The 13483-nt window shown below is 64.2% G+C and carries 11 protein-coding genes and 1 pseudogene; 5 read left to right on the top strand and 7 right to left on the bottom strand.

The window, feature by feature from the left end; all coding sequences use genetic code 11:
- The 3 genes and pseudogenes from BV82_RS09715 to BV82_RS09705 all read right to left on the bottom strand — a co-directional run.
- The gene (locus tag BV82_RS09715) at positions 1 to 2436 is read right to left on the bottom strand and encodes a TonB-dependent receptor (protein ID WP_036994496.1); all 2436 of its coding nucleotides are present in this window, start codon (positions 2434 to 2436) and stop codon (positions 1 to 3) included.
- A 199-nt stretch (positions 2437 to 2635) separates the two neighbouring features.
- The gene (locus BV82_RS09710) at positions 2636 to 3511 is read right to left on the bottom strand and encodes a FecR family protein (RefSeq protein ID WP_036994495.1); all 876 of its coding nucleotides are present in this window, start codon (positions 3509 to 3511) and stop codon (positions 2636 to 2638) included.
- Positions 3512 to 3515: 4 nt separating this feature from the next.
- Positions 3516 to 4022: pseudogene (locus BV82_RS09705) on the bottom strand (RNA polymerase sigma factor); the annotation flags it as partial.
- 135 nt (positions 4023 to 4157) lie between these two features.
- Here BV82_RS09705 and BV82_RS09700 point away from each other — a divergent pair.
- The gene (locus BV82_RS09700) at positions 4158 to 4634 is read left to right on the top strand and encodes an LEA/WHy family protein (protein ID WP_036994493.1); all 477 of its coding nucleotides are present in this window, start codon (positions 4158 to 4160) and stop codon (positions 4632 to 4634) included.
- A gap of 3 nt (positions 4635 to 4637) precedes the next feature.
- On the opposite strand, the gene BV82_RS09695 is transcribed toward BV82_RS09700, so the two are convergent.
- Positions 4638 to 5567, bottom strand: a complete 930-nt coding sequence (locus BV82_RS09695) for a carbon-nitrogen hydrolase family protein (RefSeq protein WP_010226576.1) — start codon at positions 5565 to 5567, stop codon at positions 4638 to 4640.
- Between the two features lie 87 nt (positions 5568 to 5654).
- Here BV82_RS09695 and BV82_RS09690 point away from each other — a divergent pair, with 87 nt between their 5' ends.
- Positions 5655 to 6563, top strand: coding sequence for a LysR family transcriptional regulator (locus BV82_RS09690; RefSeq protein ID WP_010226578.1), 909 nt, complete (start codon positions 5655 to 5657; stop codon positions 6561 to 6563).
- A gap of 3 nt (positions 6564 to 6566) precedes the next feature.
- Here the strand turns inward: BV82_RS09690 and BV82_RS09685 are convergent, their stop codons facing one another.
- Positions 6567 to 6821, bottom strand: a complete 255-nt coding sequence (locus BV82_RS09685; RefSeq protein WP_010226580.1) for a hypothetical protein — start codon at positions 6819 to 6821, stop codon at positions 6567 to 6569.
- 130 nt (positions 6822 to 6951) lie between these two features.
- Between BV82_RS09685 and BV82_RS09680 the strand changes: the two genes are divergently transcribed.
- Positions 6952 to 7272, top strand: coding sequence for an ElaB/YgaM/YqjD family protein (locus tag BV82_RS09680; protein ID WP_036994490.1), 321 nt, complete (start codon positions 6952 to 6954; stop codon positions 7270 to 7272).
- 54 nt (positions 7273 to 7326) lie between these two features.
- Here the strand turns inward: BV82_RS09680 and BV82_RS09675 are convergent, their stop codons facing one another.
- Complete coding sequence (locus BV82_RS09675) at positions 7327 to 7941, bottom strand: response regulator transcription factor (RefSeq protein WP_010226584.1); 615 nt, start codon at positions 7939 to 7941, stop codon at positions 7327 to 7329.
- Position 7942: 1 nt separating this feature from the next.
- The gene (locus BV82_RS09670) at positions 7943 to 9748 is read right to left on the bottom strand and encodes a PAS domain-containing sensor histidine kinase (protein ID WP_036994488.1); all 1806 of its coding nucleotides are present in this window, start codon (positions 9746 to 9748) and stop codon (positions 7943 to 7945) included.
- A gap of 191 nt (positions 9749 to 9939) precedes the next feature.
- Here BV82_RS09670 and BV82_RS09665 point away from each other — a divergent pair, with 191 nt between their 5' ends.
- Both BV82_RS09665 and BV82_RS09660 read left to right on the top strand, forming a co-directional pair.
- Entirely contained in the window at positions 9940 to 11562 is a 1623-nt protein-coding gene (locus BV82_RS09665; RefSeq protein ID WP_010226591.1) for an acyl-CoA synthetase, read from the top strand.
- Positions 11563 to 11586: 24 nt separating this feature from the next.
- Entirely contained in the window at positions 11587 to 13356 is a 1770-nt protein-coding gene (locus BV82_RS09660; protein WP_036994486.1) for an acyl-CoA dehydrogenase C-terminal domain-containing protein, read from the top strand.
- Positions 13357 to 13483 lie beyond the last annotated feature (127 nt).

Below are 13483 nucleotides of genomic sequence, written 5' to 3'. Positions count from 1 at the left end.
TCAGTAGGCCAGCGACCAGGTCAGGGTGTAGGTGCGGCCACGGCCTTGATAATCGTAGAGGTAGGCCGGGCCATAGGTCGGCGAGTAGAACAGCGTCGCACGCTGGCCCCAGACGGTGCTGTACTGCTTGTCGAGCAGGTTCTGGATACCGGCGCTGAAGGTCCCGAAACCAGTGTCCTGGCTACCCAGCAGGTCGAAGGTGGTGTAGCCGCTGATCTTGTGCTCGGCATCGTCCTTGAGGGTGAAGGCGTGGTTGGCCTGCAAGCGGGCACTTTGGCCATCGCCCTTCCAGCCAACGAAGGCGGTGGACTTGGACAGCGAAGCATAACGGGCATCGCGCTTGATCCAGTCGCCCTCCTTGTCTTGCTCTTCCGAGCGCACCAGGTGCAGGGTGCTGCCGGCTTCCCAGCCGCTTTCGAAGTGGCGGGTCAGCGCGCCTTCAAAACCGAAGTCACGGCTTTTCTGGTCTTCGACGTTGATGGTCAAAGTGGCCATGTCGGTGGTGATGATCTTGTCCGACCAGATGTAGTACACCGCCGCCTGGGCATCCCAGTCCAGGTCGGCGTAGCGCCAGCCCAGTTCCACCTGGCGGCTCTTGATCCCGGCCAGCGGGTTGTCTTCAACGCTCAGGCCAGGCTTGCCGTAGTACTTGGCCGGGTCTGGCAGGTCGAAACCTTCGCCGTAGTTGCTCCAGAGCTGGTGACCGTTCTTGAAGTCGTAGATGGCGCCAAGGTTGAACAGGTTGACCTGGTAGTCGTTGTTACCGCCGGGGACGTTCTTGAAGTCGCCGACATCGACGTCCATCTGCTGGCGACGGGCGCCGCCGGAAACGCTCAGGTTGTCGGTTGCCTTCCAGTCCAGCTGGGCGTAGGCCGAGAGGCCATCGACCCGGTAGCTGGGGTAGCGCGCCGCCTTGCTGGCTTGATCCAGGTCCAGACCGCCGCTTGCGGAGGAGGTCCGGGCATCGAAGGTGGTCTGCTCGGCGTTGAAGCGCTCGCGGTCCAGGTCCACACCGTAGGTCAGCTTGAGGCTGTCCCACTGCTTGGCAAACAGCGCCTTGAGGCTGCTGACCTCGAAGTTCTGCTGCGAGGCGGCAAAGTACACGCCCTTGGAACCTGCCGGCTTGCCGGCGTTGTAATACGGGAACGGATAGAAGTTGTCGTCTTCCTTGCGGTACGAGGCCTGCAGGTAGAAGTCCTGGCCGAGCACATCGCTGTGGTGGTAATTGGCGTTGAACAGCAGGCGCTTGGTGCGCGGCTCAAGGTCGGTTGAGTAACCACCGCGCAGCTCGGCGTCTTCCAGGTCCGAAGGGCCGTTGTAGTTGAGGTTGGGGAAGTAGATACCGGTGCTGCCATGGTTGCCCGAGTCGTAGTACTGGGCCAGCAGGTCGAGGCTCTGCTCGTCGTTGAGCCTAAGACCCAGGCTGCCGAGCACGTCGATGGTGCGGTTGTACTGCAAGTCGGTCTGGGTGTTGTCAATGAAGATCTGCTCGCCGGCGCCATCGTAGAACGCCTCGTTCTGCTCGGCGGATACGCCCAGGCGCGCATTGATACGCTCGTTGCCGCCGCTGATCGACTGGGCGATGCGGGTCGACAGGTCGTCGCTGTTGTTGAAGCCGCTGCTGGCGCCCAACCGGGTTTCAAAGCGCGCCGCGCCCGCCTCGCCCTTCTTGGTGACGATGTTGATGATCCCGCCGGTGGCGCCGCCGCCGTAGAGGGCGCTGGCGCCGGAGAGCACCTCGACGCGCTCGACGTTGAACGGCGAGATGCTGTCGAACTGGCGCGACAGGCCACGTGAGCTGTTCTGGCTGACGCCGTCGATCATCACCAGCACGTTGCGCCCGCGCATGTTCTGGCCGTAGTTGGTCCGCCCTTCCGGCGCCAGGTCCAGGCCCGGGACCAGCTTGCCGATGGCTTCCTTGAGGCTGACGCCGCTGTCGATCTGCTCGCGCAGTTGCTGCTGGTCGACCACCCAGACGGTACCGGGGATTTCGCTGATCGAGGTGCTGGTACGCGAGGCGACGCTGACTTCGATAGGCTTGAGGCTGACACTTTGCGCCGCCGCGCTCTTGCGCAGAATCACCGTGTTCTGCTCGCTGAACTGCCAGCTCATGCCGCTGCCGGCCAGCAGGCTTTGCAGGGCCTGGGCGATGCTGTAGTGCCCCTTGAGTGCCGGGCTTTGGCGGCCGGCCACGTCCTGGCTGGTGAACAGCAAATGCAGGCCGGCCTGGTCGGCGAAGGCCGTCAGGGCCTGGTCGAGGTTCTGCGCTGGCAGGTCCAGGGATACTTCACGTTCCTGCTGGGTGCCGGCAGCTTTTAGCACTTCGCCGGCGTGCACCTGCAGGGTGCCGAGCAACGCGGCAACGGCGGTCGAGGCCAACAGGGTATGTTTGAAATAACCGGTGCAACGGGCGATTGGTTTGAGCGGACCCTTCACTGTTTTCTTCCAGGCAAATGGTTGTAAATGAGAATGGATTGCTGATCAGTCTCACTACGACGATTGGGCGGGGAAGAACTTGCAGTGGGAATTTGAAAATATTTTTTGCGCAGTTACGACCCTATCGCTGGCAAGCCAGCTCCCACAGGTACGGTGCATGCAATACCTGTGGGAGCTGGCTTGCCAGCGATGAGGCCCGTCAGTACACCACCGCCAGCCAAGGCAGGTAGGTAACTTTCAGCGCATAGCGCTGCTCCAGGGTGCGCAACAACCCTTCAGGGTCATTCAGGTCAAACACCCCGCTGACCTGCAGCGCCGCCAGCTGCTGGTCAGACAGCACGATGCGCCCGTGCTGATAGCGTTCAAGCTCGGCCAACACTTCCCGCAGCGGCTTGCCGTTGAAGATCAACTTGCCGCGCTGCCAGGCAGTTTGCGCGCGAGCATCGGGCGAGGTTTCCAGCCACTGCCCGCCGACCCGCGCCTGCCCCTGGGCAACCACCACGCGGTTGCGCACACCGTCACGGCGCACGCTGAATACCGCCGCACTGCCCTGCACGGGTTCAGCCCCGGCATCGACCACGAACGGCCGTGGATCGGCGGCCGGTTCGAACAAGGCCTCACCGGCCTTGAGCACAACGCGACGCTCGCCACTGCTGAAGTCCACCGACAAGGCACTGCCACTATTGAGCGTGACCTGCGAGCCATCGACCAGGGTGATCCGCTGCTGCTGGCCAACCCCGGTGTGGTAGTCGGCAAGCAAGGCCGGCGCCTGTTGCAGGCCGCCGTATCCGAGCAGCGCCAGCACCAGCGAGGCGGCAAGTTTCGAGCCCCAGCGCCGCCGGCCTGGCGCCGTCACCATGACCTCAGCCGCCGCTCGGGTCTGCCCGAGGTCCGCCCACAACGCCTCGGCTTCACTCGCGGCCTCGGCATGAGCCGGGCTCAGCGCGCACCAGCGCCGGTAGCGTTGTTGGTCGCTGGCGCTGGCGTTGCCCGAATGCAGCAGCACCTGCCAGTCGAGGGCATCATCGGACAAATCGCTGATCGGCTGCGGCGCGGGCATATGAGCATCAGTCATGATTGTGTTTGAGCCAGTCGCGGCAATGGCGCAGGGCCTGGCCGATGTATTTTGCCACCATGCTCTCGGAAACGCCCAGCCGTTGTGCGATCTGCGCCTGGGTCAGGCCTTCGACGCGGTTGAGCAACAAGGCCTGACGGGCGTTGGGCGACAGTTGCAGCAAGGCTTCATCGAGCTGCTCCAGGCGTTCACTGGCCAGCAACGCCGCCTCCGGCGCTGGCGCCGGGCACGGCACCTGGCGCGCCACTTCGCTGTCGTCGAGACTGCTGCTCATGCGTTGCTCGCGGCGCAGGGTATCGATCGCCAGGTTGCCGGCCACGCGAAAGATGAAACGGCGTGCATGCAGCACCGGCAGGTCCTGCTGCTCGATCTTCACCAGTTTCAGGTAGGTTTCCTGGGCGACGTCGGCGGCCCGCTGCCGATCGCTCATACGCCGGGTCAGGAACTGCAACAGGTCATCGTAATGTTCCTGGAAGCTCGCTAGCAGCCCGGACACGGGAGACGTCAACATGAAGGACTCGATGGGCCAGTAAGAGAAATTATCGGGCGTTAATGAGAACAAGTATCTTTCATAACTCACACTACTTTCAACGCCGCTGTGCATTTGCCACACTCGGGGCTGTTCTCCTGTTCTGGAGCTGTGCCCGTGACCCGATGCCTACGCTTGTGCCTGGCCCTGTTGTTGATCGGCGGCCTGAATGCCTGCGCCCTGTTCCAGCCCCGCGACCCGGTGAACATCAGCGTGATTGGTATCGATCCCCTGCCCGGCCAGGACCTGGAACTGCGCATGGCGGTGAAGATCCGCGTGCAGAACCCCAATGAAACCGCGATCGACTACAACGGCATCGCCCTTAACCTTGAGGTCAATGGCCAGCCGTTGGCGGCAGGCGTCAGCGACCAAAGCGGTCGCATCGGCCGCTTCAGCGAAGGCGTGCTGGTGGTGCCAGTGAGCATCACCGCGTTCTCGGTGCTGCGCCAGGCCGTGGGCCTGAGCCAGGTGCGCAGCCTCGATGGCCTGCCGTACACCGTGCGCGGCAAGCTGGCCGGCGGCGCGTTCGGTACCCGGCGCTTCAGCGACAGTGGCCGGCTCAACCTGCCGCAACCGGCCAGTGCGCCCTGGTAACCCTCAATCCTGATTGATGAAGCGCACGCCGGGTTTGCTGCGCTCATCCACGCTCAGTTCGAAGATATCCGGCCGTGCATAGTGGCCGACGACGTCGAAGTCATAGCGGGCGCGCACCAGCTCTGCGGTGTCGATCTGGGCACACAGCAGACCGCGCTCACCGACCAATGGCCCGGCCAGCACTTCACCCAGCGGCCCGACGATCACGCTGCCCCCGGCAATCAGCTGGCGCTCGCCCGGCCAGTCGGCGACCTCGATGCCCAGCGCGTTGGGCGAGTCCTGCACCTGGCAGGCACTGATCACGAAGCAACGGCCTTCGGCAGCAATATGGCGCATGCTCATCTGCCACAGCTCGCGCTCGTCCACCGTCGGTGCACACCAGAGCTCCACGCCCTTGGCGTACATCGCCGTGCGCAGCAACGGCATGTAGTTTTCCCAGCACACCGCGGCGCCGATGCGCCCGGCACGACCTTCGATCACCGGCAGGGTCGAGCCGTCGCCACGGCCCCAGATCAGCCGCTCGGTGCCGGTGGGCATCAGCTTGCGGTGCACCGCCACCAGGCCCTGCTCGGGCTCGAAGAACAGCACGCTGCAATACAGGGTATGGCCGCTGCGCTCGATCACCCCGAGCACCAGGCTGGCGCCGGTGCGCGCCGACAAGCCAGCGAGGGCGTCGGTCTCGCTGCCGGGCACCTCGATGGCATTGGCAAAGTAGCGGGCGAAGGCTTCGCGGCCTTCGGGCAGGCGGTAGCCCAGGCGCGTGCCGAAGATCTCACCTTTGGGGTAACCCCCCAGCAGCGCTTCGGGCATCACCACCAGGCTGGCGCCCGCCTCACTGATGGCCTGCTCGTAGGCAAGGATCTGTTCCAGGGTATGGGCTTTGCCTTCAGGCGATGAACCGATCTGCAAGGCGGCGACGACGGACGTGGTCATTAGCGGGTGCTCCGGATGGGCGATGGGTGTTGCAGATTGTCGGCGCCGGGCCAATCATGAATAAAGCCCACTTCGTTTCTGAATGATATGAATCCTGCGAATATCACCGATATCGACCTCAACCTGCTCAAGGTCTTCGAAGCCCTGCATGACGAAGTCAGCGCCAGCCGCGCCGCCGTGCGCCTGGGCTTGACCCAGTCGGCCGTCAGCGCCGCGTTACGGCGTTTGCGCGAGGTGTATGGCGACCCGCTGTTCATGCGCACCGGGCGCGGCCTGGCGCCGACCCTGCGTGCCAACCAGCTCAAGCCGCTGATCAGCGAAGCGCTGAACAAATGCCGGCAAAGCCTGGCCCTGCTCGACCCGCAGGCCGAACAGTTCGAAGGCCGGGCGGTGACCCTGGGCTTGTCCGATGATTTCGAGATCGCCTACGGCCGAGCCCTGATCGAGCAGGTGCAACAGCTGGCGCCGGGCCTGCGCCTGATCTTTCGCCAGACCCACAGCCAGATTGTCGCCCGCGCGTTACTGGATCGCAGCCTTGATCTGGCACTGACCTCGGGCGGGTTTTCCGCCCGCCTGCTCAGCCGCCGGGTGCTCGATGAAGGGGATTACCTGTGCCTGGTCGATCCGCATAGCCTGATGCCCGGGCAACGCGGCTTAAGCCTGGAAGCGTTCGTGGCGCGCGAGCAGATCCTGGTGTCGTCGGGAGGCTTCATCGGTATCGTCGACGAAGCGTTGGCCGAGCTGGGCTTGAGTCGCCGGGTGGCGGCCTCGACCAGCCATTTTGCCGCCCTGGCCTATCTGCTCAAAGGCAGCGAGCGCCTGGCCACCCTGCCCGGCCATGCCGCCCGGGCCATTGCCGACACCGCTGGCCTGGTGGTGCTGCCTTGCCCGCTGGCCTTGCCGCAGTATCCGGTGGAACTGGGCTGGCGCACCGGCGGGCAACCGGACCCGGCGCTGGAGAAGGTGCGTGAAGCGGTACTGGCGGTGTTTGCCTGAAACTTACTTGGCGGCGGCCATCAGCTTGTTGACTTCACTGCGGACCATATTGGCGTATTCGGGCGGCGACATGCCGTCCAGCTCTGCCCGTACCCATTCAGCCCATTTGCCCTTGCGCCGCGGCTTCTCGGCGATCAGCCGGGCGGCATCGGCCTTGGCCTTGCCCAGGTTGGTCTGCCAGAGCTCGAACAGTCGTGCTTTCTCGTCCTCGATCTGCGCCCGTTCGGCGAAGCTCTTGTTGGCCAGATTGAAACTCATGAGGGGTGTCCTGCCGCTGGAAAATAGGCGCTATCTTACACTGTAGCCGCCAGCGCTCGGCAAACTGCTGCAACTTTCCATGCCCGCTGGCATCCACTGTTCAATGCCATCAACTGACGAGGAAGCGCTCATGGCCAGGAGAACCACCGTGCAAAACGATGCCGAGCAAATCAAGGATCAGGCGTTCAGCGAACTGCAAGCGTTGATCGAAGAATCGGAAAAATTGCTCAGCGACAGCGCAGCGCTAGTTGGCGAAGAAGCCGAAACCCTGCGCGCCCAGGTCGGGCTGAAATTGAAGCAGGCCCGCAAGGCGGTCAACGGCGTGCGTAGCAAGGCGCGGCCGGTGGTGGATGCCACCGAGGACTACATCGGCGGCCATCCGTGGCAGACGGTGGCGATTTCGGCGGGGTTTGGCCTAGTGGTCGGTTTGCTGCTGGGGCGCAGGCCTTAAAAGCATCGCAGGTCCGGCTCGCTCCTGTGGGAGCGGGCTTGCCCCGCGATCAATTCAACGCAAGTTCAACGGCTGCACCAACCCACAGGCGATCGCCATCCCCACCAGCGCCGGCAAGTGCTCGGCCTGCATGCGCTTCATCACCCGCGAGCGATACAGGTCGACCGTCTTGACGCTGACCTCGAGCTGCTCGGCAATTTCCCGATTGGTATAGCCCTGCACCAGCGGCAGGAGCACGTCCCGCTCACGGGGCGTGAGGCTATCGATGCGCGCCTGCACGGCCTCCAGCGGCCCGGCATGGCGCGCTCGCCCGAGGGCATCCTGAACGCTGTCGAGCAGCAACTGATCGTTGTAGGGCTTTTCGATGAAATCGCAGGCCCCGGCCTTGAAGGCCCGCACCACGATCGGCACATCGGCATGGCCGCTGACGAAGATCACCGGCAAATCGATACCGCGGGCGCGTAACGCTTCCTGCACACTCAGGCCGCCCATGCCCGGCATGCGTACATCCAGCAGCACACAGGCCGGCAAGTCACCGTCGCAGGCGTCGAGAAACGCCTGGCCGCTGGTGAACGGCAGCGCTTGCAAGCCCACCGATTCGAGCAGCCACACGGTCGAATCGAGCATGCCCTGATCGTCATCGACTACATACACCCGCGGTTCCTGCATATCACTCCCCACTGTTGGCCACCGGCGCCAGCCGACAGCACAAGATCAATCCGCCCACCTCGCCTGGCTGGGCATGCAAAGTGCCACCAAAGCCTTCGACGATACTGCGACTCATGCTCAGGCCCAAACCCAGGCCATCCGCCTTGCTGGTGGTGAACGGGGTGAAGATGCCGTCCAGGCGCTCGGCCGCCACCCCCGGCCCTTGATCGCTGACCCGGATCATTAGCCAGCCCGCCTCAAGCGCTGCGCTGAGCAGGATACGCGAGGCCTGGCCTTTATGTTGCTCGCGGTTGGCGTCGATGGCATTGCGCAACAGGTTGAGCAGCACCTGCTCAAGCAGCACCCGGTCGGCATAGACCGACGGCAGCCCCTCAGCCACCCGCTGCTCGATCCTGACCTGGTCACGGCTGGCTTCCCAATCGCACAGGCGCACCGCTTCATCGACGACATCGACAATCGCCAAGGCCTGCAAGCGCCGCGGCTCCTTGCGCAAAAAGGCGCGCAAGCGTTTGATCACTTCGGCGGCATGGGTGGCTTGTTCGTTGATGCGTTGCAAGCCATGGGCAATGCGCTGCGCAGCCTGCGGATCGCGATCCAGCGCCTGCAGGTAGCGTTGACTGGCACTGGCGTAGTTGACCACCGCCGCCAGTGGCTGGTTGATTTCATGGGCAATCCCCGAGGCCAGCTCGCCCAGGGTGATCAGCCGGGCACTGTGGGCCAGTTCGTCCTGATGGCGACGTTGCTGGCTTTCGCGCAACTCACGCTCGGTCATGTCGCGGGCCACCAGCGAGTAGTAGCGCTCACCGCCAGTCGCGCGATGGGCCAGCAGCACCAGCGACACCGGGAACGCCGTGCCGCCCTGATGCGCGATCAGCCGCGCCTCGGCCTGCCAGACCCCGTGTTGCTCGGCACGCTGCCACCCTTCGTTGTGCAGGCGCTGCTGCAGTGCCGGGTCGAGCAACGCTTGCAGCCTGGGCAGCGGTTCTACGCCCAGCAAGCCCAGCGCCCGGCGCGCCGACTGGTTGAGGTAGCTGAGCTGGCCGTCGCGGTCGCTGAACAACACCAGGTCGGTATTGGCTTCCACCACCTCGGCGAGGCGCCGGCGGTTTTCCTGCGCCTCGATGCGCACGCTGATGTCCCGCGAGACACTGACAATCTCGACCACGGCGCCGGTGTAGGTCTCGCGGATCGCGCGGCTGGCGATCTCGAACCAGCGGTAGCGCCCATCGCGGTGCCGCACCCGGCAGGTCATGGTCTGGTAGCCGTCCTGCTCCAGCGCCTGGGACGCTTGCAGCAGTGATTGCTGGCGATCCTGGGGGTGAAACAGCGTCTGCACCGGCACCCCGCGCAACGCTTCCGGCCAGTAGCCGAGCAGGCGGTACGCGGCGGGCGAGGCATCGATAAAGCTGCCGTCAGGCGTATGCCGGGAAATCAGGTCGGTGGTGTTCTCGGTGATCAGCCGGTACAGGCGCCGGGCCCGGCTGGCCTCACGTTCACCCTGGCGCTCCAGGGTGGCATCCCGACAACGCGCCAGGACCTGTTGGCCGGCGTCATCGGGGATGAAGGTCCAGAGCAGGATCTGCCCAGCCACTTGCGCCTCGACCTCACTGATCGCCCGCGCTTGCTCCAGACAGGCCTGCACCAGTGCCTGATAGTTGCTCGGCAAGCAGAAGTCGGCGTCACGCTGCGGCCAGGGCCCGAGCATGGCCCGCAAGGCCGGGTTGCTGGCCAGCACGCTGGCCGCAGCATCCAGCAACAGACTGGGCTGTGGATCCTTGGCCAGCAGCAGGGAGAAAGGAGTATCCAAAGCGGTGCCTCAGGGCTTTTATAGTATTTATACCATATTGCTATAGTCTATCTTCCAGCTACCATAGCAATTCACGTAAAACTGCGATACCGGAAGGGCCTGCTCCTTCCCGAAACCTGATCAGAGCTAACAATCAGCCATCGGAGGTTTCAGTTCGCCACAGGCGGCTGCCTCCTGCACAGGACGACCTCATGTCGATTTTCTCCCAGGGCCTGGCGCCCGCCCCTGTCAATCATGTTGCCTTGAGCCCCTTGAGTTTCATCGAGCGCACCGCCGCCGTCTACGGCCAGTACCCGGCGGTGATCCACGGCGCCATCCGGCGCAACTGGCAGCAAACCTACGAACGTTGCCGGCGCCTGGCCAGCGCCCTGGCCGGGCGCGGCATCGGCCAGGGCGATACGGTGGCGGTGATGCTGCCGAACATTCCGGCGATGCTCGAAGCGCACTTTGGCGTGCCGATGATCGGCGCGGTGCTCAATGCCCTCAACGTGCGCCTGGACGCCGAAGCCATCGCCTTCATGCTCGAGCACGGCGAAGCCAAGGTGCTGATCACCGACCGCGAGTTCCACAAGGTCGTAGAAGCGGCCCTGGCGCTGATGAAATACCCGCCGCTGGTGATCGATGTCGATGACCCGGAGTACGGCGAAGGCCAGGCGGTCAGCGACCTGGACTACGAAGCGTTTCTCGCCGAAGGCGACCCCGCGTTCGCCTGGCACTGGCCCGAAGACGAATGGCAGGCCATCTCGCTGAACTACACCTCCGGCACCACCGGCAACCCCAAGGGCGTGGTCTATCACCACCGTGGCGCCTACCTCAACGCCCTGGGCAACCAGATGACCTGGGCCATGGGCAATCACCCGGTGTACCTGTGGACCTTGCCGATGTTCCACTGCAACGGCTGGTGCTATCCCTGGACGGTCACCGCCCTGGCCGGTACCCATGTGTTCTTGCGCCGGGTCGATCCGCAGAAGATTCTCACCCTGATCCGCGAACATCAGGTCAGCCACCTGTGCGGCGCGCCGATCGTGCTCAATGCGCTGATCAACATGCCCGACTCGGCCAAGGCGGCCATCGATCACCCGGTCAATGCCATGGTCGCCGGTGCGGCGCCACCGGCCAAGGTCATCGGCGCGGTGGAAGAGATGGGCATCAAGGTCACTCACGTCTATGGCCTGACCGAAGTCTATGGCCCGGTGACCGTCTGCGCCTGGCATGCCGAGTGGGATGAACAACCGCTGGCCGAGCGTGCCCGGATCAAGTCACGCCAGGGCGTGCGCTACCCGACCCTCGAAGGCCTGATGGTCGCCGACCCGCAGACCCTTGAGCCAGTGCAACGCGACGGCAACACCCTGGGCGAGATCTTTATGCGCGGCAACACGGTGATGAAGGGCTACCTGAAAAATCCCGAAGCCACCGCTGAAGCCTTCCGTGGCGGCTGGTTCCACACCGGCGACCTGGCGGTCTGGCATGCCGACGGCTACGTGGAGATCAAGGACCGGCTCAAAGACATCATCATTTCCGGTGGCGAGAACATCTCCACCATCGAAGTCGAGGACACCCTCTACAAGCACCCGGCAGTACTCGAAGCCGCCGTGGTCGCCCGCCCCGACGAGAAATGGGGTGAAACCCCCTGCGCCTATATCACCCTCAAGGCCGGCTGCGAGGGCACCCGAGAAGCCGAGATCATCGCCTTCTGCCGCGAGCACCTGGCCGGCTTCAAACTGCCGAAAACCGTGGTATTCAGCGAACTGCCGAAGACGTCCACCGGCAAGATCCAGAAGTACCTGTTGCGCGACTGGGCCAAGGCGCTCTGACCCCTATTGACTGCGAGAACGGCCATGCCTGAATTCAATGCTCCCCTGCGCGACATGCGCTTTGTCCTTCATGAAGTATTCCACGGCCCGGCCTTGTGGGCACGCCTGCCAGCCCTGGCCGAACGGGTCGATGCCGACACCGCCGACGCCATCCTTGAAGAGGCGGCGAAAATCACCGGCCAGTTGATCGCCCCGCTCAACCGCAGCGGCGATGAACAGGGCGTGGCCTTCGAGGCGGGCGCCGTGCGCACCCCGGACGGCTTTCGCCAGGCCTGGCAGACCTACCGCGACGGCGGCTGGGTGGGCCTGGCCGGTAACCCGGCGTTTGGCGGCCTGGGCATGCCGAAGATGCTCGCGGTGCAATTCGAAGAGATGCTCTACGCCGCCAACTGCAGCTTCAGCCTGTACTCGGCGCTGAGCGCCGGTTGCTGCCTGGCTATCGACGCCCACGCCAGCGCAGCGCTCAAGGCCACTTACCTGCCGGCGCTGTACAGCGGCCAATGGGCCGGCACCATGTGCCTGACCGAGCCCCACGCCGGTACTGACCTTGGCATCATCCGCAGCAAGGCCGAGCCCCAGGCCGATGGCAGCTACAAGGTCAGCGGCACCAAGATCTTCATCACTGGCGGCGACCAGGACCTGACCGAGAACATCATCCACCTGGTGCTGGCCAAACTGCCGGATGCGCCGGCCGGGCCCAAGGGCATTTCGCTGTTTCTGGTGCCCAAGTACCTGGTCAATGCCGACGGCAGCCTTGGCCAAGGCAACGCGGTCAGCTGTGGTTCGCTCGAGCACAAGATGGGCATCAAGGCCTCGGCCACCTGCGTAATGAACTTCGATGGCGCCACCGGCTACCTGATCGGTGAACAGAACCGTGGACTGGCGGCGATGTTCACGATGATGAACTACGAGCGCCTGTCGATCGGCATTCAGGGCATTGGTTGCGCCGAGGCCTCCTACCAGAATGCCGCGCGCTATGCCTGCGAACGCCTGCAGAGCCGGGCGCCCACCGGCGCCCAGGACCCGCAGCGGATTGCCGACCCGATCATCGTCCACCCGGATGTACGGCGCATGTTGCTGACCATGCGCGCCCTGACCGAAGGCGGACGCGCCTTCGCCACCTACGTCGGCCAGCAACTGGATATTGCCAAGTACGCTGAAGACGCCGAGGAGCGCGACGCGGCGCAACACCAGGTGGCGCTACTGACACCTGTGGCCAAGGCCTTCTTCACCGACAATGGCCTGGAGAGCTGCGTACTTGGCCAGCAGGTGTTTGGCGGCCACGGCTATATTCGCGAATGGGGTCAGGAGCAATTGGTGCGCGATGTGCGCATTGCGCAGATCTACGAGGGCACCAACGGCATCCAGGCGCTGGACTTGCTCGGCCGTAAAGTGGTGGCCGATGGCGGCAAGGCGCTGGCTGCCTTTGCCGCGCAGATTCGCGAGTTTGCCCAGGCACAACCGCCTTTTTGCCAGCCGCTGCTTAACGCCCTGAACGAGCTGGAAGACCTGAGCCAGTGGCTATGCACGCAAGCGAGCCGCGACCCGAACGCCATTGGCGCAGCCTCAGTGGAGTACCTGCAGTTGTTCGGCTACGTCGCCTACGCCTACATGTGGTCACGCATGGCCGCCGTCGCCCGCGACGCGCTGGTGCACGACCCGGCGTTCTACGGCGCCAAGCTGGCCAGCGCCGGGTTCTTCTTCGAACGCCTGCTGCCACGCACGCTGTCGCTGCAAGCCAGTATCCGCGCCGGCAGTGCCCCGTTGTTCGAGTTGGATGCCGCGCAGTTCTGAAACCTGGCCTGCGACGCTGAACAGGCGTCGCAGGCTTACCTTCCGTCCGTGATTTTGTAAGCAATCATTGTCAGATCCGCGGTTTTACGCGGGTTTGACGGTAAAAAAGCCTACAACTGATAGTCAT

This window comes from Pseudomonas donghuensis (genome assembly GCF_000696345.2).
In the GTDB taxonomy this organism is placed as follows: domain Bacteria; phylum Pseudomonadota; class Gammaproteobacteria; order Pseudomonadales; family Pseudomonadaceae; genus Aquipseudomonas; species Aquipseudomonas donghuensis.
Note: the sequence above shows the minus strand (reverse complement) of the source record. Positions and strands in the feature narration are given on the sequence as shown.